This window comes from Luteimonas sp. RIT-PG2_3 (assembly GCF_054902115.1).
Genome location: NZ_JBUBPF010000014.1, coordinates 1 through 22685, shown reverse-complemented (window position 1 = coordinate 22685; position 22685 = coordinate 1). Strand labels below are relative to the sequence as shown.

Here is a 22685-nt window from a genome sequence, read left to right as displayed (position 1 = left end):
AGTGACGGTGACCGCTGCGCATGGCATGCCCCCCGTATCCTTGCCCGCCCGGGCGTGGGGACGCGTTGCGCACGCCCGGTACCGCGATCCAGGAATTCCCGATGATGTCCACATTGCCCAGCGTCCTGGTCGTCGAAGACGACGACGAACTCCGCGAAGGCGTGCTGGTCCCGGGACTGCGGATCGCCGGCTTCGACGTGCAGGGCGTCGCCAGCGCCTTCGAGATGTATCGCGAACTGCTGAGCAACCGCTATCGCCTGATCGTCCTCGACGTCGGTCTTCCCGACGAGGACGGCTTCCTGGCGGCCCGGCGCCTGCGCGAGACCACCGGCGCCGGCATCGTGATGCTGACCGGTCGCGGCGGCAATTCCGACCGTGTGCGCGGATTCAACGAAGGCGCCGACCTGTACCTGACCAAACCGATCGCGGTCGATGTGCTGGCGGCCAGCCTGCGCAGCCTGTCGCGACGCCTGTCCAGCACCGCCGTCGGCAACGAGGGCGCAGCTGCACCGCCTGGGCCGACGATCCCGGCGTTGGCGGACGCGCGGGATGGCTGGCGCGTCGAAGCCGATGGCTGGCGGCTGCTGTCGCCGGCCGGGCAGGCCGTCGCGCTGACCGGGCTCGAGCGCGTGCTGGTGACGCGACTGGAAGCCTCCCCGCATGCGCCGGTCGCGAGGGAAACGCTGGTCACGGCCCTGATCGAGGCCGAAAGCGACTTCGATCCCTGCCGGCTGGAGATGCTGGTCTACCGCCTGCGCCGCAAGGTCTCGTCAAGGTCCGGCGCAGAGCTGCCACTGACGGTCGTACGCAAGGTCGGCTACATGCTCAGGTTGGATACTTCCGCGAAGCCGGCCAGCTAGTCCGGTCGCCTCGACCCGCGCGATCGCGGATCGCTTGCCCGCCGTCGCGCATACGTTCGCGAATGATCGGGCCTGCGCGGCGCGTGATGCGACGTGGCGATGTGTGCCAGAGCATCTGGAATCTCCATCCCCTCTCCGTACTCTTTCGTCGTTCCCAGCGAGCGCGTCGTGCGCATGCCTGAGACATTGCCCCATGTTGCAGGAGGGGAGGTCGTCGCCTCCGACACTTGGCTGCACGCTGTGACGCTGCAGATGCGCGCAAATCGGATATGCACAGCATGACGAAATATTCATGCGTATCGCATTTCATATCCATTTATTGCGTTACATATCAATTTATTGAAGTCATGGACCGTTCTGAGGTGATGTAGCGATAGCGAGGCATCCTGGAGCCTCTTCTACATTGCGCGGTGCTTGGACAGGGCGTGCACCTGCCGGATCGCGCGGGTGTGTTCTCCGTCCAGGCATCTTCGCGCATGCCTGCACAGGGAGCAGTCGTGTGCGTCCGCTCGAGAGAAGAAGGTTTGCCGGTTTCTGGCGGGCCGGGTTTCAGGGGAAAGTGCGTGACTCATCAATCTGACCGGATCGCCTTCGGCGAAGCCATTGCACGCGTTCGTCTCGAACAGCGTGCGCCCGACCTTCGACACTCCAGGCTCCGGCCGCCGGACCCTGCACGGACCGGGGCGACACCGTTCAAGCGCTGGGCCTTCGCGCTGTTGTGCGCGATCTCGCCGGCAGCCTGGGCGGCCGACCTCCAGATCAGCAATCTCTCCGATACCGGTTACGACCCGACCCCGGTCGGCGGCACGGTGGTCTATCGCGTCGTCGTTGAAAACGGCGACACCGATACCGTGTCCAACGCCGTTGCCTTGTTCGACCTGCCGACCGGCGCCACCGCGGGCACCCTGCCTGCGTTCTGCACAAGCCAGGGCGGCGCGCCGGTGCGGATCCGTTGCGACATACCGACGCTGACGCAGGACGCCTCGGCAGTCGCCTTCGACATCGAGATGAACACCGTTGGCATGGCCGCGGGCACCGTGCAGGTCCACGGCGCGGTCGGATTCGCCGGCAATCTGCCGGCTGCGGCGGAAGCGCTGAACGCATTGCCGCCCGCACATCCGTTCTACGCCGGCGACAGCGATACCGACAACAATCACCTGAGCCAGGGCACCACGCTGATCCAGTCGGGCGACCTGCGCCTGGTCAAGTCGGCGTCGCCGTCGCCTGTGATCGGCGGCGACGAGGTCACCTACACGCTGGAGGTCTTCAACGACGGTCCCAATGCGTCGGCGGGCTTCAACGTCGTCGACACGCTGCCTGCCGGCATCAGTTTTGTTCCGGACAGTTTTGCCGGTGCAGGCTGGAGCTTCAATACGGGCGCGATGACCGCGACCCATGCCGGCACGCTGGCCAATGGCGCAAGCGCGTCCTTCAGCTTCCGCGGAAAGGTGAATGTCGGCAGCGGCAACATCACCAATTCCGCCGTGGTCAATGCAGGCGCCACGCCCGACCCGAACGTCGGCAACAACACCGCCGACGTGACCACGCCGGTCACGCCGGGTGCGGACCTGACGATCAGCAAGAGTGCCAACCCGTCGCCCGCCATCGCTGGCGAGCCGGTCACGTTCAATGTGCAGGTCCGCAACCTGGGGCCCAGTGCGGCGACCAATCCTTCTTGGACCGACGCACTGCCGCAGGGCTTTACCGTCACCGGCGGCAACCAGCCCGCGGGCTGGACCTGCACGACCAGCAACGGCGACGCGACGCGCGGCTGTTCGCTTGCGGGCGACCTGGCCGTGGGCGCCATCGTCAATTTCACCATCCAGGCAATGGTGCCTTCGAACGGCCCCAACAGCAGTGGCGACGTCACCAACACCGCGACGGTGACATCGCAGACCCCCGATGCCGTTCCGTCGAACAACAGTTCCAGCGCCACGTTCAGCGTGATCCCCGACGGTGCCGACCTGGGGCTTGCCAAGCGCAAGACACCCGCGCTGGTCGCGATCTGGCCGGGCAGTGGCGACGACGCCGACAGCCGGATGACCTCCACCATCTCGGTCCACAACTACGGGCCGCGCGCCGCCACGGGCAATGTCCGCGTGGTGGACACGCTGGCGCCGGGCGAGGAGTTCGTCAGCGGCGGCAATGCAGGCGACTGGTCCTGCTCGGTGGCACCGCCGACATGGAACGTGGCCGGGCCGACGCAGGTGGTCACCTGCGACCTGGACCCAGGCCGCTATCCCTTGGCCAGGGACACGTCCGCGCCCGAGCTGCGCATCATCACCCGCGCACGCTCGGCCGACCTGGCGCTGACCAACAATGCCTGTACCGGTGGTTCGGGCGGCTCGCTGGAACCGCTCACCGGCAACATCGATGAGGACCGCAACACCCTCAACGACTGCGCGGGCGACGGCACGCGCACCACCAACGATCGCGTCGACCTGCAGATCGAGAAGTGGACCAATACGCCGGCCGCAGCGGACAACACGATTGCCCTGAGCGCCAACAGCTTCACCTATACGCTGCGCGTCACCAACCTGCCGATCACCGATGCGGTCGCGGCGACCGGCATCGTCGTCGACGACACCATTCCCGGCTATGTGCCGGCATCGGCAGGCCTGCCGGGCACCACCATTGTCGTCGCCGAGCCGACCGGCTGGAGCTGCCCCGTCAATGGCGCGTCGGTGGTCTGCCGGTCCGGGACCACGCCGCTGGATCCCGGCCAGTCCGTCGACATTGTCATCACCGTCAGCGGTCCGCTGTTCGACAGCATCGGCCAGAGCCCCGGCATCTGCGGTGTCGGTGCGCCCGCCAGCGGCGCGTTCTGCAACACCGCCGGCGTGGCAGTGGATCCGTCGGTGCCCGATTCGGTCGGCGAGATCAACGGCACCAACAACCAGGCCAGCGACTGGGTGCGCATCGAGCGCCGGGCCAACATCCGTACCACGGCCAAGAACATCACCACCGGCAACGTCGGTCGGGCGGGCGTCAACAGCCTGTACGTGATGTCCTACCTCAATGAGGGTGCATCGGCGGTGCCCGGCGTGGTCTTCCGCGACACGTTCATGCTACCCGCCAACGACGACGGGTTCGTACTGGTCTCGGCGGTGCGTACGCCCGGCAACGTGGCCTGCACCGCAACGCCCTCCGCGGGCATCACCTCCACGACGACGGCCGGTGGCATGTCCTATGCCAACCCGACCGGCGGCGCGCTGCCACTGGTCATCGCATGCCCGGCGCTGGCGATGGCGCACCGGCAGAGCGAAGACCTGCGGGTGACCATCCGCCCGAACGTCAACAGCGGCAACAATCCTGCGGGTCGCCAGTTCGACAACGTCGCCAGCTTCGTCATCAACGGCGGCGCGACCGGCAGCGATGCCGACGGTCCGTTCAACTACAACACCGACATCAGTGACGCCGACGACACAAAGAGCGCCTCGCTGACGTTCCAGCAGGGCGAGGCCGACCTGATCGTCAACAAGACCGACCTGGGATTCACCGGTGGCGTGGACCCGCTGGGTTACGACGCCCTCAATCCGGCGGCCAACCTGATCACGTACCGGATCTCCGTGCGCAACATCGGCCCTTCGGTGGCCAGCAGCGTGCGCATCCACGACACCTATCGCGTGCCTGCCGGGCGGGAAGTCCGCTTCATGGGCATTGCGCGGGGGGACGTCGGCGGTGCCACGGCGGCATTCAGCACCGTGGGCTGCACGGTGACCAGCGCCAATCCGTTCATCGGTACAGGCATCACGCCCACCGACAACGGCCTGAGCATCGAATGCGACGTACCCGGCGCAGGCTTCGGCAGCAGCGACGCGACCGGCATCCTCGGCGTCAACGCGACCAGCTACGTGTTCATCCAGTACCGCTACGAATCGCCGCCTGGCGCCAGTGGCGACACCGCCCGCAACTACGTCGAAGTCCTGCACGCCGAGACCGACCCGAACCCCGCCGACAACAGCGTGGTCGAGCAGACCTCGATCCGCGTGCGCGCCGACGTCGGCGTCAGCAAGCATGTCTTCACCACGCTGCCGGACAGCGATCCGGATGCTGCGTTGCCCGCTGCCCCGGCGACATCGGTGGCACTGCGCCAGCCGTTCTACTGGGTCATCGAGGGCGTCAACAATGGTCCGGGCGCGAGTCTGTCGCGCGACCGCGCCGGCGACAGTCCGCTCAACGGGACCGGCACGGTCATCACCGATACCTTGCCTGCCGGCCTGGAGATCTTTGGGTCCGCCAGCTGGCAGAAGAAGGGCCCATCGCCGGGTGGCGATGAGGTGCCCAACGGAACCGGCACCTGCGCCGCGGCGGCGCTGGTGCTGACCTGCCAACTGGGCGACGTCACCGTGTCCGGCAAGGTGCGCGTCATCATCCCGGTGCGTTGGACGACCTATCCCGGCGCGGCTGCGCAGATCAACACCGCCAGCATCACCACCGAGCAGGTGGACGGCAACCAGGGCAACAACACCAGCACCGAAGACATCCTGGTCACGCGCTCGTCGCTGGCCGGCGTGGTGTTCCAGGATCGCGACCGTGCAGGCGCCAATGGCGGCACGCACCAGGGCGTCGGCAGCGAACCGGGCATCCAGGGTGTGACCATCACGCTGACCGGCACCGATGCCTATGGCAACGCGGTGGAGCTCGCCACCGTCACCGCCGCCGATGGCAGCTACAGCTTCAGCGACCTGTCGCCGGCCGATGCCAGCGGCTACACACTGACGCAGACCCAGCCGGCCGGCTTCGTCAACGGCCCGGTCGCTCTGCCGACCAGCGGTGGCAGCGAACCCTCGCTGGGCGGTAACTACGCCGCCGGTTCGCCGAACTCTTCGATCAGCGCCATCGCCGTGGGCGCCAGCGAGGCAGGCCTACGCTACAACTTCCCGGAAGTGCGGCGTCCGTCGCTGTCGGGTTTCGTCTACATCGACGGCAACTTCAACAACGTGCGCGACGGCAGCGATGCCGCGATCGCCGATGCCACGGTCGAACTGTTGAACGCGGCCACCGGCGCGGTGATCACCACGGCGCAGACCAACAGTGCTGGCGCGTATACCTTCAGCGACCTGGATCCGTTCGTTGAATACACGCTGCGCCAGGTGCTGCCGACCGGCACCTACCGCAACCGCCCGACGGCGGTGAACCCCGGCCAGATCGGTGGCTTGCCCTGCAGCAGCGGCTGCACGCCGGGGACCGGCCTGTCCGGTGACGCCGCGACCACCGACCGCATCAGTGCGATCGACCTGTCGGCCGGTACCGACGGCACGCTGTTCAACTTTGGCGAGGACGCCATTGCCGGGATTTCCGGCAGCGTCTACCTGGATCGCAACGGTAACGGCAACTTCGACGACGGCGACGCGGGCGAGCGCAACTCGCTTCCCAATGGTGGTCTGGAGGGTGTGACGATCACCCTGACCGGCGCCGGCGCCGACGGTATCTTCGGCAACGGCGACGATCCCGCCCCGGTCATCGTGCAGACCAGTGACACTGGCGCCTACCAGTTCACCGACCTCGTGGTCGGCCAGAACTACCGCGTGACCCAGACCCAACCCGATGGCTATGCCAACGGTATCGAGAACCCCGGCAACGTCATCGAGATCGCCAGCCTGCCCGCTGCGGGTTCGGCCGGGCACGACTTCGGCGAGCGCCTGGGCTCGCTGGCCGGCGCGGTGTTCGAGGATTTCTCGACGACGGCCGCCAACAACAACAACGGCAGCTTCGATACCGGCGAGAACCCGATCGCCAACGTCACCCTGGTCCTGACCGGCATCGACGTGCTCGGCAATACCGTCAACATCAGCGTGCAGACCGGTGCGGACGGCGCGTATGTCTTCGCCGACCTGCTGCCGCCACAGGCCGGCAGCACGTACACGATCACCCAGACCCAGCCTGCCGGCTATATCGACGGCAAGCACACGCCCGGCAACGCGACCACGAGCGGCAACGCCACCACGCCGAACGTCATCGACGGCATCGTGATCGGAGAAGGGCAGGAGGCCACCGGCTACCTGTTCGGTGAGCTGGCCAACGCTGTCATCAGCGGCACGGTCTACCTGGACCGCAACGACAATGGCGGCCGCGACAGCGGCGAGCCCGGCATTCCGGGCGTCACCGTGGTCATCGAAGGTGCAGGCCCCGATGGCATCTTCGGCACTGCGGACGATCTGCCACCGGTCAGGCTAACCACAGACGCCAACGGCGACTACAGCTATGGCGGCGCGATCGCCGGGCAGAACTACCGCATCGTCGAGACGCAACCGACTGGTCTGGCCGACGGTCAGCAGAACGGCAGCAACACCGTCACGATCACCAACCTGCCGGCGACCGGCTCCAGCGGCAACGACTTCGGCGAACTGGCCGCGTCGCTGTCCGGACAGGTGTGGCTGGATGCCAACAACAACGGCGTGCGCGATGCCGGCGAGAACGGTATCGTTGGCGTCAGCGTGAGCCTGCCTGCGGGCACGGTCGATGCGCTCGGCAACACGGTGGCCGCGGCGGTGACCGACGCCAACGGCGACTATCGCTTCGATGATCTGCTGGCCGGCACCTACACCGTGACGCAGCAGGTGCAGCAGCCGGTCGTCGGCGGCGTGACCACGCTCAACGGCATCACGCTCGCAGGCAACATCGGCGGCACCAGCAGCGGGACCGCGACAGCGGTCGCGACCGTGCCCAGCGCGGTCGTGGGCATCGCGCTGCCTGCCGGCGCCGACTCGGTGCAGAACAACTTCGGCGAGACCCTGCCGGTCTCGCTGTCGGGGCGCGTGTTCTTCGACGCCAACAACGACGGCATCCAGTCCGGCGCCGCCGAAACCGGCATCGAGGGCGTCACCCTCCAGCTGACCGGCACCGACGACAGCGGCGCCACGGTGTCGCTGACCACCACCACCGACGCCAACGGCGACTACCGTTTCGACGGCCTGCGCCCGGGGACCTACACGGTGACCGAGCCGACGCAACCGGCCGGCACCAGCAATGGCCAGACTATCGCCGGCAACGTGGGGGGTACCGTGTCGGGAAGCGCCACGCCGATCGCGACCGTGCCCAGCGCGATCGCCGGCATCGACCTGACGACGCCGGGCAGCAGTTCGGTCGACAACCTGTTCGGCGAGATTCCGCTGAACAGTTCGATCAGCGGCCGGGTCTGGAGCGATGCCAACAACGACGGCCTGATCGATGCATCGGAAACCGGCATCGGCAACGTCGTCGTGCGCCTGACCGGCACCGACCTGGCCGGCAACACCATCACCCGTGAGGTCACCACGCAGCCGGACGGCAGTTACGCCTTCACCGAGTTGCCGCCGGGCACCTACACGATCACCGAACCCGAACAGCCGGCCGGCACGCTCAATGGCACCACGGTCGCCGGCAGCGGTGGCGGCACTGCGACGCCGCCGACCAGCACGCCATCGGTGATCAGTGGCATCACGCTGGGCGTCGGCGAGCAGGTCGGCGACAACAACTTCGGCGAAATCCCCGCCGGATCGATCTCCGGCCGCGTCTACAACGACGGCAACAACAATGGCGTCATCGATGCCGGCGAAGGCGGCTATGCCAACGTCAGCGTGGTGCTGACCGGCAGCAACGACCTCGGCGAAACCATCAGCGTCACGCTGACCACCGACAGCGAAGGCCGCTACCGCTTCGACGACCTGCGTCCGGGCACCTATACGGTGACCGAACCGACGCAGCCGGCCGAGACCCTCAACGGCATCACCACCGCCGGCACCATCGACGGCAGCAGCATCGGCAGCGCGACGCCGGTCAGCACCACGCCGTCGGCCATCAGCGGCATCGTGCTGCCGCCGGGCGGGCAGTCGATCGACAACAACTTCGGCGAGGTCGGCGATTCGCCCGACCTGGTGGTCAGCAAGACCGCCACGCCGGTGACGTTCACCGTCAACAACGTCGGCAGCTACACCATCCGCGTGCGCAATATCGGCCAGCGGCCGAGTGTCGGCGAGTACGTGGTCGAGGACCGCCTGCCGGCCGGCCTGACCCTGGCGGCCGTGCCGACCGGCAACGGCTGGACCTGCAGCGGCAGCGAAGGCGACAACCGCTTCCGTTGCGCCAGCACGACGGCGATCGCGGCCGGCGCCACCGCGCTGGACACGATCGTGGCACGCGTCCGTGTCGATGCCAGTGCGGCCACCGGCTCGCCGGTCAACAATGCCGTGCTGGTCGAAGGCGGCGGCGAGAACGAGTTCCGCACGCCGAGCGTGGACGAGCGCGCCGATTTCGAAGGCGATCCCGGTGATCTGCCGGTCTGCGATCCGGCGATCACCCAGAACGCATGCCGCCTGCCGACCGCGGTGCAGTTGTCGGCCTCGGTGTCGGGCACGGTGTGGTTCGACCAGGGCAGCGACTTCGGCATCGTCGACGGCGGTGACCGCCGCCTGTCGGGCTGGCTGGTGGAAGTGGTCGACGGCAACGGCCAGATCGTCGGCACCGCCACGACCGCGGCGGACGGTTCGTACTCGATCCCCGACCAGGTTCCCGGCGTGCCGCTGGACATCCGCTTCCGCGATCCCTCGACCGGCGTGGTCTGGGGCTTGCCGGTCAGTGGTGACACCGCCGCCGGTCCGCCGGTGAGCTGCGACGCCACGACCGCCATCGCCAACGGCAGCGCCAGCTCGTGCCGCAGCAGTGGCGGCGGCAACACGCACCTTTCGGTGGTGCTGGCGCCGGGTGCGAACCTGCCGCAGCAGAGCCTGCCGCTGAACCCGGGCGGCGTCATCTATGACGCCACCACGCGCAGCCCGGTGCCCGGTTCGCGGGTGACGCTGACGCCGGTCGGCACCTGCGCCGGTTACGCGCCGGAACAGCACGTGCTCAACGCCAGCCTGGGTGGCTACACGATCCAGGGCACATCGGTGTCGATGACGGTCGGTGCGGAAGGCTTCTACCAGTTCCTGCTCGGTCCCGACGCCCCGGCATCGTGCCGCTTCCAGCTCGCGGTCACGCCGCCGGCCGGCTATGCGTTCGAGTCGTCGATGATCCCGGCGGAAACCTCGCCGTTGTCGCCGCCGTCGACGCCCGGCGTCGGCTATCCGGTGCAGACCAATGCGACCGCGCCGACGGCGCCGGTCGGGACCGGCACCACGTACTACCTGGAAGTGACGCTGGGTTCCGGCGTGGCCGTGCCGGTGCACAACCACATCCCGCTCGACCCGCAGATCGCGCCGGGCCTGGTCATCACCAAGACCGGCGACCGCAAGACGGTGGAAGTGGGCGACAGCCTGCTCTACACCATCAGCATCCGCCAGACCGCGGGTGCGGCAATGGCCACGGTCAACGTCATCGACCGCCTGCCGCATGGCTTCACCTTCATCGACGGCACCGCGCGCGTGGATGGCGCCGGCATCGCCAACCCACTCGGCAAGCCCGGTCCGCTGCTGGTGTTCGATGTCGGTTCGCTGGCCGTGGGTGCGCAACGGACGCTGAGCTACCGCGTGCGCGTCGGTGTCGGCAGCCAGCAGGGCGACGGCATCAACCGCGCCCGCGCGTACGGTTGTTCGATCGACGGCGGCTGCGTCGATCCCAACACGCTGGCGCCGTATCCGAATGGTGGCGTGGTGCCGTCCAACCCGGCCGAGTATCGCGTGATCATCAGCGGCGGCGTGTTCGCCGACGAAGGCTGCGTGCTCGGCAAGATCTTCATGGACTGCAACCTCAACCAGGTGCAGGACAGGGAGGAACTCGGCATCCCCGGCGTACGCCTGTACTTCGAGGATGGCACCTGGATGATCAGCGATTCGGAAGGCAAGTACAGCTATTGCGGCCTGCCGCCGAAGAGCCACACCCTGAAGGTGGATCCGTCGACGCTGCCGGTCGGCTCGCGCCTGGTCACCAGCAGCAACCGCAATCTCGGCGATGCCGACAGCCTGTTCATCGACCTCAAGAACGGTGAGCTGCATCGCGCCGACTTCATCGAGGGCAGCTGCTCCAACCTGGTCATCGAACAGGTCAAGGCGCGGCGCACGCAGGGTGAGGTGCGCGCACCGGAAAGCGAACGTGGCCAGCAGCCGCTGCGCTTCGAGAGCAAGCCGGCGCGCACGCCACAGCAGGGCACGGACACCGCGAACCAGCGGCCGATCGTCGACCCCCGGCCCACCGCGCCGAGGCCGACCGCTCGCGATGCCGACGCCGGCCCGGAGGTGCAGCCATGAACCGCGCCGCATCCCGCCCGTCGCCAATGTTGGAAGCCATGCCCATGCGCGCCTCGCGTCATCCCCTGCATCCGCTGACGCTGGCGCTCGCATTGGCGATGGTGCCGGTGTTGTCCGCGGCCCAGACCGTGTCCGGCGACCAGCGCTTCACGCCCGCGCTGGGACAGGCGACGGCGCTGTATCCGCAGAGCCCGGAAACCCGCGACCGCGCGCCGCAGCCGTTGTACGCGCAGCCGGGCAATGTCGACTACAGCGTCAATGCCGGCGTCGACCGCGTCGTGGTCGAGGTCGACCGCGATGGCGTGCCGGCCGATGGCCAGTCGCCGGTCAAGGTGGTCGTGCATCTGTACGATGCCGACGGCAAGCCGATGGCCGGCGATGCCTTCGCCACCATCGAACACTCCGGTGGCCGCATCAAGCTGGCAGACGGGCGCACCGATGAGCTGGGCCCCGGGCGGCTGGATGCCGACGAGGTCACGCCCGGCGTGCAGCTGGCGGTGCATGGCGGCAAGGCCGAATTCGAACTCCTGGCGCCGCATGATCCGCAGGATGTGCTGCTGCGGGTGACCTCGGGTGCGCACAGTGCCGAGGGCGTGGTCGGCTTCGTGCCGGAAATGCGCGAGCTGATCGCCACCGGTCTGATCGAAGGCGTCATCAACTTCCGCCGCAGGGGCGAGAGCCTGATCAACGGCGCCCAGCGCGGCGATGGTTTCGAGCGCGACATCCGGCGGTGGGAAAAGCAGTTCAACAACGGCAAGGCCAATGGTGCGGCGCGTGCGGCGTTCTTCGTCAAGGGCACGGTCAAGGGCGAGTACCTGCTGACCGCGGCCTACGATTCGGACAAGGAGGTGCGTGCGCGCCTGCTGCGCGACATCCAGCCCGAGGAGTTCTATCCCGTCTACGGCGATGCCTCGCTGCGCGGCTTCGATGCACGCTCGGCCGAGCGCCTGTATGTACGCGTGGACAAGGACCGCAGCTACCTGCTGTACGGCGATTTCCAGACCGGCAACAACATCGCCACCCAGAGCGGTGTCGATGTCGCCAGCCAGGGCGCACCGCGGGTGCTGGGCACTTACAACCGCACCGCGACCGGACTGGGCTGGCACTTCGAGAACGCGCGCGTGCGCGGCAACGTCTTCGCCATCGAGGACTCGCTGCGGCAGGTCATCGAGGAACTGACGGCTGCCGGCAGCGGTCCCTATGGGCTGCGCAACAACGCGGTGCTGGAAGGCAGCGAACGCGTCGAAGTGGTGGTCCGCGACCGCAACCAACCGTCGCGCATCGTCTCGGTGCGTCCGCTCGGCCGCTTGATCGACTACAGCTTCGAGCCGTTCTCCGGCCGGATCCTGCTCAACAGCTTCCTGCCCTCGTTCGACAGCGACCTCAATCCGGTCTCGTTGCGCATCACCTACGAACTCGACCAGGGCACCGAGACCTTCCTGGTGCTGGGCGGCGACGCGCAGTTGCGCATCGGCGAGCGCGGCGAGATCGGCGGTTCCTATGTCGACGACCGCAACCCGTTCGCCGCGTTCGAGATGGGCAGTGCCAACCTCGGTTACCGGCTGGGGGCCAACACCTGGCTGGTCGCCGAAGTCGCGCGCACGCGCAGCGAGGTCAACACCAACAGCGTCAACCAGTACGGCACGCCGGCACTGCAGGGCCTGAGCGGTCTGGTCGAGGGCGACGCCTGGCGCGTCGAGCTCGGCCACGCTGGAAAGGACCTGGACGTCAAGCTGTTCGCAGGCCAGTCCGATCCGGCCTTCAACAATCCGGCCTCGCCGCTGTACGGCGGTCGCGGTGAATACAACCTCGCCTCGCGCTACCGGATCGGCGAACGCCTCGAGCTGTACGCCGAAGCGCTGCGCAGCGAGGATCGCAATCCCGATGGTGGCGAGCGCAATGCCGCCAGCGCGGGCACGCGGATCAAGGCGACCGACAAGCTGACGCTGGACTTCGGCTATCGCGCGATCCGCGAGACCGTCGGCGCCTATTACACCTGGGCCACCAACAGCGGCTACGGCAACATCGGTGGACTGTCGGGCGGCTATGCCACCGGCGCCGGCGGCGGTGCGTTGGGCTATGGACAGCAACCGCTGGATCCGTTGACCGGCCTGCCGATCATCAGCAACGGCAATCCCAATGATGTCGCCAGCGGCCTGCCCGTGGGCACCGAGCTGTCGTCGGACATGCTGCGCATCGGCCTGGGCTACCGCGCCAGCGACCGCTTCAGCCTGGGCGGCGAAGTGGAGCAGGACATTCATGGCGAAGACCGCAACCGCGTCGCGCTGGGCATGGACTACCAGTTGCGCGAACGCAGCCGCGTCTATGGCCGCTACGAGCGGCAGACCGGCATCAGCGGCGTCAACGGACTGACCCAGGACGGTCGCGAGTCCGACACCATGGCCGTGGGCGTGGACACCAGCTTCCTCAAGGACACGCAGCTGTTCTCGGAGTACCGCTTGCGCGATGCCATCGCCGGCCGCGATGTCCAGGCGGCTTCGGGCCTGCGCAACCGCTGGGACCTGCGCGAAGGCCTGCGCCTGGATACGTCGCTGGAGCACACCAACGTGATCTCGGGCAATGTCGGCGATTCCACCGGCGTCGGCGTCGCGCTCGACTACAGCGCCAATCCGCTGTGGCGCGGCAACATCCGCCTGGAACACCGCATCTCCGACGACGTCGCCGGCACGCCGACCAACGAGGCCTACAACACGACCCTGTTGCAGTTCCTGGCGGCGCGCAAGCTCAGCCGCGACTGGACCCTGCTGGCGCGCAACTACCTATTGCGTACCGAGTACGAGGCGCGCGGCAACGTCCTGCAGGATCGCTTCCAGATCGGCGCGGCCTATCGCGATACCGACACCAACCGCGTCAACGCGCTGGCCCGCTACGAGTACAAGCTGGAGAAGGACGAGAGCGGCATGGATGGTTCGGGCTTCGGCTCCGATACCGGGCAGGACATCCGCACCAGCGCGCACATCGTCTCGGCCCATGCCGACTGGCATCCGTCGCGGCCGTGGTGGCTGACCGGGCGCGTCGCGGCGAAATGGCAGCGCGACAGCTTCTTCTACACCGACACCGGTCGCGTCGACGACGACTTCCACGCCGTGCTGCTGTCCGGCCGCGTGGTCTACGACATCACCGAGCAGTGGGACATCGGCGTGCTGGCCTCCACGTTCCGTGGCCAGGACGGCGCCAACCAGTACGCGCTCGGCGTCGAGGTCGGCCGCCTGCTGCGGCAGAACCTGTGGTTGTCGGTGGGTTACAACGCCACCGGCTTCCGCGGCGACGACGACCTCTCCGGTTACGAGTACACGCAGCAGGGCGCCTTCATCCGCCTGCGATTCAAGTTCGACGAAGACCTCTTCCGTAGGGAAGACGCCCGCTACCGCGATCCGGTGCGCTGAGGACCATCGACATGACCCATCTCCAATCCACCCTTCTCGCCGCCGCCATCCTCGCCTCGCTGGGCGTGCGCGCCCATGCCCAGCAGACCCGCCTCAACGCACAGCAGGAGCGGATCACCGACGAGGCGATCCATGCCGACCTGTCCGGCTACGAGCACACCCAGGGTCGCATCCAGGCGCTCAACGATGGCGGCCGCCCGGTCCGCGACTACCACCTGTCCAAGGCGCAGTGCTGGCTCGACGTGTCCTTCCACGAGTACAGCCGCAACGACCGCAGCGACTTCCCGCAGGCGGCGTTGACGGAGTCGGAAAAGCTGATCGCCGGCATGGAGCAGGGTGTGTCGCCGCTGCCGACCGATACCCCGCTGGTCAACAACGCTGCGCGCCTGCGCGAGGACCTGTGGCAGCGTCTGCGCGGCATCCATGGCACGCCGGGCTTCGCCTGCGCGCAGCAGGCCGTGGCCTGCGGTGAAGTGGAACTGGTGCATGCCGGCAACGAGTTCAACCAGCAGCAATGGCGCCATGCCAAGCCCTACATCCAGATGGCCGAGGACCTGGTCAGCGATGCCGAGGCGTTGTCGCGCCAGTGCGGTGCCGCGTTGCCGGGCGCCAGCGTGCCGGCGGCCCATGTCCTGACCGTCAACGTGCTGTTCGAGTTCGACCGTGCCGGTCGCGGCGATATCCGCGCCTATTCGCTGCAGAGCCTCGACCGCGAACTGGCGCGCCTGCGCGAAGAAGGACTGGCGCTGGCCAGCGTCGAGCTGGTCGGTCATGCCGACCGCCTGCAAGGACGGGGCCACGACTACAACCAGGCCTTGTCCGAACGTCGCGCGCAGACCGTGCGTGGGCTGCTGCTGGAACGCGGCATCGTCGCCGACACCCTGGTCTATACGTTCAAGGGCGACACCGAGCAGGTGCAGCAATGCGACAATGTCAAGCCGCAGGCGGCGTTGCGCGAGTGCCTGATCCCCAACCGTCGCGTGGAAGTGCGCCTGCACGCCACGCCGGTGGACGCGAACGCGCCCGGCGCCTGATCAGGCGCTGCGGCCGCTCGTCAGCCCCAGCCGTTCGCAGACCAGCGCCGCAAGGCGTGCGGTTTCCCCGAGCGGCGTGCGCGCGGTCGCGACGGCATCGGCGGTCGCGACCTGCAACTGCGCATCCGCCAGCAGGCCGTCGACGAAGCGCCGTGGCCGTCCGCCCAACGTCGCCGGATCGGAGACGAAGACCGGCACGGACGTCGCGCAGGCTTCGGACAGCATATTGACCGAATCGGGTGTGCAGACGATGCGGTCGGCCCAGGCCAGCAGGCCGGGATAGGGGTTCTCGCCGTCGCCATCGGCGCCGGACCACAACATGCCGGGCAGATCACGCAAGCGCGCGCGCAGGCGCTCGCGGATCGCGGGCGGGGTGCGGCGCGAGGTCGTTGCCAGCACGCTGCCGCCATCGCGCGCGCGCCAATGGTCGAGCGTGTCCAGCAGGGCATCGAGCCTGGCGACATCGAAACGCGCGTGGTGGGTATCGCCGCCGACCAGCAGGGTCGTGCGCGGTGACGGCCATTGGCCGAGGTGCGGGAAGCTCGCGCGGGCATCGGCCAACCAGCGTTCGTCGACCGGATGCAGGCTGCCGCGCACGCGCAGGATGTCGTCGCCGGCCCGACCGTCGTGCTCGGGCAGCACCAGCAGGTCCCAGTGCCGCGACGGCAGACGCGGATCGAGGATCTGGATCGCGCGCGCGCCTCGTTCTCGCAGCAGGCGTGTCGCCAGCGCGGCCTGCCGGCCACAGCCGATCGCCAGCGCCGGGGGACTGGCAAGCGCGGCCGCGAAGTCCGGGCCGAACGCCGAGGCGCTGCCGGGCAGGCGGCGCGGGCTGAGCCAGCGCCACGGCGCCCGCGGCTGCAGTTGCAGCGGGCGCGCCACGCCGCCGGTCTGGTGGGCCACCGCCTCGGCCAACGCCTGGGCCTGGCGTGCATTGCCGGCCCGGCCGTCGCTGATGGCCAGGATTTCGTTGCCAATGCCGGCGGTTTGCACCGTTTGTTCTAACAATGTGACCATCCGTTCCGGAAGAACCCCCCAAGCCCCAGCCGTGGAACTCTACACTGCGGCCTGCTGCGCGCCATTCCACCTGCTGGCCCAGACCTGTCAACGCCCCAAGGAAACACGATGCCCGATGCTCTCAATGGTTCCACCCTCGACCAGCTGTTCCGCCAGGCACGCACCTACAACGCGTTCTCCGGCGACATCAGCGACGACACCCTGCGCGAGCTCTACGATCTGCTGAAGTTCGGCCCGACGTCGGCCAACTCGTCGCCGGCGCGCTTCGTCTTCGTCAAGTCGAAAGAGGCCAAGGACAAGCTGGCGCCGGCGCTGGACGAAGGCAACCGCGCCAAGACGCTGGCCGCACCGGTGACGGTGATCGTGGCCTACGACCTGGACTTCCACGACAAGCTGCCGGTGCTGTTCCCGCATGTCGATGCCAAGAGCTGGTTCGAAGGTCCGCGCGACGGCCGCCAGATCCCGGCGTTCCGCAACGGCAGCCTGCAGGGCGCCTACCTGATCCTGGCCGCACGCGCGCTGGGCCTGGACGCGGGTCCGATGTCGGGCTTCAACAATGCGCTGGTCGACGAGGCCTTCTTCGCCGGGACCGCGATCAAGTCCAACTTCCTGGTCAACCTGGGCAAGGGCGATCCGGCCAGCATCTTCCCGCGCTCGCCGCGCCTGTCGTTCGACGAGGTCGCGCGCATCGATTGAGCGTGACGGCGGGCCGGCCGCGCGTCGGCCGCCCGCTGCCCGCCCGTCGTCTCCGGTGGCCTCGTTCGCTCACCCACGTCCCCGGTTCTCTCACCCACGTCCAAGCGAGATCCTCCATGAGCCGTTCCTTCCGTCGTCTGGTGCTGCCCGCTTCGCTGCTGCTGCTGGCCGGCCATGCGTTCGCCGCGCCGGTGTCGTACAAGATCGACCCCACCCATACCGATGTCATCGCGCAGTGGAGCCACCTCGGCTTCTCCAACCCGACCGCGCATTTCGGCCAGGTCTCGGGCGTCATCGTCCATGACGCGGACAATGTCGGGGCGTCCTCGGTCGAGGTCAGCATTCCGCTGTCGGGCCTGAATTCGCACGTAGCCGCGTTCGACGAACACCTGCGCAAGGCCGACTTCTTCGACAGCGCGCAGTTCCCGGTCGCGACCTTCAAGAGCACGCATGTCGACGCCGCCGGCGAAGGCCGCCTCAAGGTGGCCGGCACGCTGACGATCAAGGGCGTGGCCAAGCCGGTCGTGCTCGACGTCACGCTCAACAAGATCGGCACGCACCCGCGCAGCAACAAGCCGACCATCGGTTTCGATGCCACCGCCACCGTGCTGCGCAGCGAGTTCGGCCTGGGGCGCGGCGCACCCGCGGTCAGCGACGAAGTGAAGCTGCGCATCACCACCGAGGCCCAGGCCGACGCCGCGCCCTGAACCCCGTCTTTTCATCCGGCGACACGCAGGCCCGCGGTTCTGCTGGCGCTGTCCTGACCGTCCGCACCACCCCCAAACGAGGATCCACCCATGAAGAGCTTCAACAAGACCCTGCTGCTGCCGTTGGCAATCGCCCTGGCCGTGTCCGCCTGCGCCAAGCAGGAAGCCGCGCCGGCTGCCGCGGCGGCTGATACCTCCGCCGCCGTCGCGGTCGCCACCGATACTGCCGCCGAGACCGTTGCGCCGATCGCCGGCGTGTCGGGCACCTACATCATCGATCCGTCGCACACCGACGTCGTCGCCCAGTGGAGCCATTTCGGCTTCTCCAACCCGATCGCGCATTTCGGCCAGGCCGAAGGCCAGATCGTCTATGACGCCGACAACGTCGGTGCGTCGTCGGTGCAGGTCACGCTGCCGCTGGCCGGCCTGAGCTCGCACGTCGCCAAGTTCGACGAGCACCTGCGCAGCGCCGATTTCTTCGACGCCGCCAAGTTCCCGAACGCGACTTTCAAGAGCACCCTGGTCGAAGCGGCCGGCACCAACAAGCTCAAGGTCACCGGCGACCTGACCATCAAGGACATCACCAAGCCGGTGGTGCTGGACGTGACGATCAACAACTTCGGCCTGCAGCCGATGGCCAAGCGCGCTGCCGCCGGCTTCGATGCGGTCGCGACGATCAAGCGCAGCGATTTCGGCGTCGGCGCCTATGCCCCGAACGTCAGCGACGAGGTGCAGCTGCGCCTGACCACCGAGGCGGTCGTGGCCGAAACCGCCGCCGCCGCGCCTGCCGCCCAGTAACCGCGGGCCTGGCCGCGCCTTGCGGCCAGCCCAGCGCGGCATGCCCAGTACGTCCGTCGCGGGTCCGTCCGCGACCTCCCGTCACGCCTCCGGGCGTGACGCGGTCTTCCCGGAACCTCTCCAGCCGTCCAGATTGCGTCGACGTGCCGCCCACGCGGGGCCGCGCGCCGCCTGCCAGGCGTGCGGCATCGCCAGCGCCACGACCGCCGTGATCCGCTGCGACGCACCGCCATGGCGTCAACAGGCCGCAAGGGTTGTCCACGGGCCAGTCGCCGCCCGACGGGGTAGAATGCGCGGGCCGCCTCCGCCCGATCCCGATGCCATGACCGCCAGCGCCCACCCGACGCAAGCCAACGCCCAGCAACGTTACGAAGTCACCCGCAACGACCTGCCGTTGAGCTGTCCGCTGCCGTCGATGGCGTTGTGGAACTCGCATCCGCGCGTCTACCTGCCGATCGAGAACGAAGGCGGGGAGTCGAGCTGTCCTTACTGCGGCGCGCATTTCGTTCTTGTGGACTGACCGTTGTCGTGGGTCGGGCCGCCCGCGTTGATGATGGGCGCATGGCGCGTCGACTGACCGTGGTGCAACTGCTGCCGGCGCTCGCGTCCGGCGGCGTCGAACGATCCACCCTGGAAATCTCCGAGGCGCTGGTCCGCGCCGGCCATCGTGCGATCACGGTGTCGGCCGGCGGCCGACTGCTGCCGACGCTGCAGGCACAGGGCGGCGAGCATGTCGCGATGGCGATCGGCCGCAAGTCGCTGTGGGTCTTCCGCCACGTCCGTGCGCTGCGCCGCCTGCTCGCGCGCGAACGCGTCGACATCGTGCATGCGCGTTCGCGGTTGCCGGCCTGGATCGGCTGGCTTGCCGTGCGCGGCATGCCGGACGCGATCCGCCCGCGCTTCGTCACTACCGTGCACGGGCTGAACTCGCCTTCGCGCTACAGCGCGATCATGGCGCGCGGCGAACGCGTGATCTGCGTCTCCGACACCGTGCGCGACTACGTGCTGCGCCATTATCCCGACACGGATGCCGCGCGCCTGCGCGTGGTGCCGCGCGGCATCGACCCGTCGGCGTTCCCGTTCCGCGCCCATCCGGATCGCGAGGCACGTCGCGCCATCGCCGCGCTGCATCCGCAACTGGGTGGCGACGGGCCGCTGCTGCTGCTGCCCGGTCGCGGCACCCGGCTGAAAGGCCATGCCGATGCGCTGGCGCTGCTCGCCGGCCTGCGCGCCGGCGGCCTCGATGCGCGGCTGTGGATGCCGGGCGCGCGCGAGTCCGGGCGCGAGGCGTACATCGCCGACCTGGAACGCGACGCTGCGCACGGCGGATTCGCCGACGCCCTGGCGATCACCCCGCCGACCGCCGCCATCGCCGAGGCCTATGCCGCCAGCGACCTGGTGCTGCAGCTGTCGCGCAAGCCCGAGGCCTTCGGCCGCACCGTCATCGAGGCCTTGTCGATCGGGCGCCCGGTGCTGGGCTGGGCGCATGGCGGGGTCGGCGAACTGCTGCGCGAGCTGCAGCCGCAGGGCGCGGTGCCTGCGTTCGATGCGGCCGCGCTGCTGCGCAGTGCGCAGGGCCTGCTTGCGCAGGCCTCGCCGGTTCCCGTTACGATGCCCTACACGCTCCCGCGCATGCAGGCGGCCACGCTCGCGATCTATGACCAACTCATCGACGATTGATCCTTCCCGCACGCTGCAGGCGCCCGTCGGCTGGCGCTGGGCGCCTTACTGGGTACTCGCGTTCGTCGCACTGTGGCCGGCACCGGGCTATGCCGAAGGCATCATGGTGCTGGGCGCGCTGGCGGCGATCGTGCGCCTGCTGCTGGCACGCTTCCGGGGCAGCGCCGAACTGCTGAGTGCGCCGGCATGGGCGCTGACCAGCGTGCTGTTCTGCGCGTACTGGCTGCCGCAGCTGATCTCGTCGATCGATTCGGTCGACACCGGGCGCGCGCTGCGCGAGTCGCTGGTGGACCTGCGCTACCTGCCGTTCCTGTGGCTGGTCGCGGCGGCGGCCGCCGACACGCGCGGTCGCCGGCTGACCTTCGCCGGACTGGCGATCATCGTGCTGGTGTGGACCGTGGATGCGCTGATCGAAGGCGCGACCGATACCAGCCCGCTGTTCTGGGGCCTGGACCAGGCGAAACAGGCGATCAGCGGACGCCCGATGTGCTCGTTCGCCGAACTCGCCGCCGCCGACCGTGTCGGTGGCGTGCTCGGTCCGTGCAACCTCAAGCTCGGCGTGGTGCTGGCCAGCCTGTCGCCCTTCCTGCTGTATGCGGCCGCGCGTCGCTTCGGTGCGGCGGGCTGGGCGATCGCCGCGGCCGCCGTCGGCATGGCGATCCTGTTCGCCGGTTCGCGCGCGTCGTGGATCACGCTGGCGCTGGTGCTGCTGTTCTCGGGCTGGCGCCTGCTCGGCTGGAAGCGACTGCTGGCGGTGTTCGCGTTCGGCGGCATCGCCATCGCGATGCTGGCGACCACGGTCCCCGAGGTGCGCGAGCGCATCGTGCGCACCTCGCATGCCTTGGCCGTCGACGAACAGGGCGTCGACAGTGCGCTGTCCGGGCGCGCCCGCATCTGGTCGGCGGCCGCGTGCATGGCGCGCGAGCATCCGATCAACGGCGTCGGCGCGCGCGGCTTCCGCGAAGCCTTCCCGGCCTGCGACGCTCAGGACGGACAGGTCGCGGCCTGGGGCGAAGGCCCGGCCTTCCACGCCCACCAGATCGTGCTCGAGATCGCCAGCGAGACCGGCGGCATCGGCCTGCTGCTGTGGCTTGCGGGCGCGGCCCTGGCCTGGCGCGCATGGCGCTTCGCCGGCCCGCAGGCACGCGAGCAGGCACGGCCGGCCATGCTGGCGCTGGCGGTGACGGTGTTCCCGTTCAACACCCACCTGGCGTTCTATTCGACGTTCTGGGGCGGGCTGACGCTGATGCTGGCGGCGTTGTACGCCGGCAGCCTGCTGGCACGCCAGGACCTGCCACGCGATGTCCGCCAGGCGGATCCGAAGGACGCGGGCGCGGGTACGACGACGGGCACCTAGCGCGAGGGCGCGCCCGGCGCGTCAAGACTGTTCGGCCTGTCAGCCCGGCCATCAGGCCGTCACACCGGTCAGGCACTGCGGCGCCGTGACTGCGCCACAGTGCGTCGCGTGTCAGCGATCGCGCTTGTTGCGGATCAGCGTGCCGCCCTGGACGTGGCGGATGGCATCGCGGTTGCCGAGCGCGTAGCGCAGGTTGCGATGCGCCAGCCGCGCGTGCTCGCGCATCAGCCCTTCGGCACGGCCGCTCTGGCGCAACTCGATCGCCTCGAGCACCGCGCGGTGCTGTTCCTGCGCGATGGTCAGGATCAGCTTCGACTCCGGCGCCAGCGCCTGTGCGCGCACGAATCCGTTCGGCGATGCGAACGGCAGCCGCGTCATGCGCTCGAACTCGCGCGCCAGCAGGTCGCTGCCCGACATCGTGATCAGCAGGTTGTGGAAGCGCTCGTTCAACTGCACGTAGCGGGTGAAATCGGCCGGATCGCTGCCGACGTTGTCGATGATGTCGTCGATCGACGCGACCACCTCGCGGGCTTCGGCCAGCAGGCCGGGGCTGGCGCCATGCTCGGCGGCGAACCGCGCGGCCATGCCTTCGAGCGTGCCGCGCAGTTCGATCGCATCGTGCACGTCGCGCTCGGTGAACTCCTTGACCGCGAAGCCGCCGCCGGGGATCTCGTCGAGCAGGCCTTCCTCGGACAGCCGCAGCAGGGCCGCGCGGACCGGCGTGCGCGAGACGCCCAGGCGCTCGACCACGGCCAGTTCCGACAGGCGCTCGTTGGGCTGCAGCTCGCCATTGAGGATCAGGTTGCGCAGTTCCAGCAGCGCCCGCGTGGTCTGCGACGAGGCGGCCTTGGGGAGTTCGTCGACTTGGGTCATCTCGGGGTCCTGTCCGTTGCGTGGCGGCGCCGTGTCCCGGTATCCGGGCGGTGGCGGCCGCGGCGGCGCAGGGCCGGCGCGGCGTCGCGA

At 68.7% G+C, this 22685-nt stretch carries 12 protein-coding genes; 10 read left to right on the top strand and 2 right to left on the bottom strand.

Features of this window, described 5'->3' with window-relative positions:
* Nucleotides 1-104: 104 nt before the first annotated feature.
* The 4 genes from ACYX7E_RS16900 (at nucleotide 105) to ACYX7E_RS16885 (ending at nucleotide 15467) form a co-directional block, all read left to right on the top strand.
* Nucleotides 105-860, top strand: a complete 756-nt coding sequence (locus ACYX7E_RS16900) for a response regulator transcription factor (protein ID WP_462081770.1) — start codon at nucleotides 105-107, stop codon at nucleotides 858-860.
* A gap of 563 nt (nucleotides 861-1423) precedes the next feature.
* Nucleotides 1424-11026: an SdrD B-like domain-containing protein gene (locus ACYX7E_RS16895; protein ID WP_462081769.1), complete on the top strand. Its 9603-nt coding sequence runs from the start codon at nucleotides 1424-1426 to the stop codon at nucleotides 11024-11026.
* A gap of 44 nt (nucleotides 11027-11070) precedes the next feature.
* Nucleotides 11071-14433: an Ig-like domain-containing protein gene (locus tag ACYX7E_RS16890; protein WP_462081768.1), complete on the top strand. Its 3363-nt coding sequence runs from the start codon at nucleotides 11071-11073 to the stop codon at nucleotides 14431-14433.
* Nucleotides 14434-14444: 11 nt separating this feature from the next.
* Nucleotides 14445-15467, top strand: a complete 1023-nt coding sequence (locus tag ACYX7E_RS16885; protein WP_462081767.1) for an OmpA family protein — start codon at nucleotides 14445-14447, stop codon at nucleotides 15465-15467.
* On the opposite strand, the gene ACYX7E_RS16880 is transcribed toward ACYX7E_RS16885, so the two are convergent.
* Entirely contained in the window at nucleotides 15468-16484 is a 1017-nt protein-coding gene (locus tag ACYX7E_RS16880; RefSeq protein WP_462081766.1) for a mitochondrial fission ELM1 family protein, read from the bottom strand.
* A 108-nt stretch (nucleotides 16485-16592) separates the two neighbouring features.
* On the opposite strand from ACYX7E_RS16880, the gene ACYX7E_RS16875 reads away from it, so the two are divergent.
* The 6 genes from ACYX7E_RS16875 to ACYX7E_RS16850 all read left to right on the top strand — a co-directional run bounded on the left by ACYX7E_RS16875 (nucleotide 16593) and on the right by ACYX7E_RS16850 (nucleotide 21722).
* Nucleotides 16593-17180: a malonic semialdehyde reductase gene (locus ACYX7E_RS16875; protein WP_462081765.1), complete on the top strand. Its 588-nt coding sequence runs from the start codon at nucleotides 16593-16595 to the stop codon at nucleotides 17178-17180.
* Between the two features lie 116 nt (nucleotides 17181-17296).
* Nucleotides 17297-17887 carry a YceI family protein gene (locus tag ACYX7E_RS16870; protein WP_462081764.1) on the top strand — a complete coding sequence of 197 codons (591 nt, stop codon included), beginning with the start codon at nucleotides 17297-17299 and terminating at the stop codon, nucleotides 17885-17887.
* Nucleotides 17888-17977: 90 nt separating this feature from the next.
* Nucleotides 17978-18685, top strand: a complete 708-nt coding sequence (locus tag ACYX7E_RS16865) for a YceI family protein (protein WP_462081763.1) — start codon at nucleotides 17978-17980, stop codon at nucleotides 18683-18685.
* A gap of 322 nt (nucleotides 18686-19007) precedes the next feature.
* On the top strand, nucleotides 19008-19205 hold the full coding sequence (locus ACYX7E_RS16860) for a zinc-finger domain-containing protein (RefSeq protein ID WP_462081762.1): 198 nt from the start codon (nucleotides 19008-19010) through the stop codon (nucleotides 19203-19205).
* A 41-nt stretch (nucleotides 19206-19246) separates the two neighbouring features.
* Entirely contained in the window at nucleotides 19247-20365 is a 1119-nt protein-coding gene (locus tag ACYX7E_RS16855; RefSeq protein ID WP_462081761.1) for a glycosyltransferase, read from the top strand.
* Nucleotides 20343-21722, top strand: coding sequence for an O-antigen ligase family protein (locus tag ACYX7E_RS16850; protein WP_462081760.1), 1380 nt, complete (start codon nucleotides 20343-20345; stop codon nucleotides 21720-21722). The genes ACYX7E_RS16855 and ACYX7E_RS16850 overlap by 23 nt, the downstream gene beginning before the upstream one ends.
* Before the next feature lie 111 nt (nucleotides 21723-21833).
* On the opposite strand, the gene ACYX7E_RS16845 is transcribed toward ACYX7E_RS16850, so the two are convergent.
* The gene (locus tag ACYX7E_RS16845; protein ID WP_462081759.1) at nucleotides 21834-22595 is read right to left on the bottom strand and encodes a GntR family transcriptional regulator; all 762 of its coding nucleotides are present in this window, start codon (nucleotides 22593-22595) and stop codon (nucleotides 21834-21836) included.
* Nucleotides 22596-22685: the final 90 nt, after the last annotated feature.

Excerpts from the sequence above, each read along its gene's own strand:
- ACYX7E_RS16885 (WP_462081767.1), top strand. The coding sequence starts at position 14,445 with ATGACCCATCTCCAATCCACCCTTCTCGCCGCCGCCATCCTCGCCTCG.
- ACYX7E_RS16900 (WP_462081770.1), top strand. The coding sequence starts at position 105 with ATGTCCACATTGCCCAGCGTCCTGGTCGTCGAAGACGACGACGAACTC.
- ACYX7E_RS16890 (WP_462081768.1), top strand. The coding sequence starts at position 11,071 with ATGCGCGCCTCGCGTCATCCCCTGCATCCGCTGACGCTGGCGCTCGCA.
- ACYX7E_RS16845 (WP_462081759.1), bottom strand. The coding sequence starts at position 22,595 with ATGACCCAAGTCGACGAACTCCCCAAGGCCGCCTCGTCGCAGACCACG.
- ACYX7E_RS16865 (WP_462081763.1), top strand. The coding sequence starts at position 17,978 with ATGAAGAGCTTCAACAAGACCCTGCTGCTGCCGTTGGCAATCGCCCTG.
- ACYX7E_RS16880 (WP_462081766.1), bottom strand. The coding sequence starts at position 16,484 with ATGGTCACATTGTTAGAACAAACGGTGCAAACCGCCGGCATTGGCAAC.
- ACYX7E_RS16875 (WP_462081765.1), top strand. The coding sequence starts at position 16,593 with ATGCCCGATGCTCTCAATGGTTCCACCCTCGACCAGCTGTTCCGCCAG.
- ACYX7E_RS16860 (WP_462081762.1), top strand. The coding sequence starts at position 19,008 with ATGACCGCCAGCGCCCACCCGACGCAAGCCAACGCCCAGCAACGTTAC.
- ACYX7E_RS16870 (WP_462081764.1), top strand. The coding sequence starts at position 17,297 with ATGAGCCGTTCCTTCCGTCGTCTGGTGCTGCCCGCTTCGCTGCTGCTG.
- ACYX7E_RS16855 (WP_462081761.1), top strand. The coding sequence starts at position 19,247 with ATGGCGCGTCGACTGACCGTGGTGCAACTGCTGCCGGCGCTCGCGTCC.
- ACYX7E_RS16850 (WP_462081760.1), top strand. The coding sequence starts at position 20,343 with ATGACCAACTCATCGACGATTGATCCTTCCCGCACGCTGCAGGCGCCC.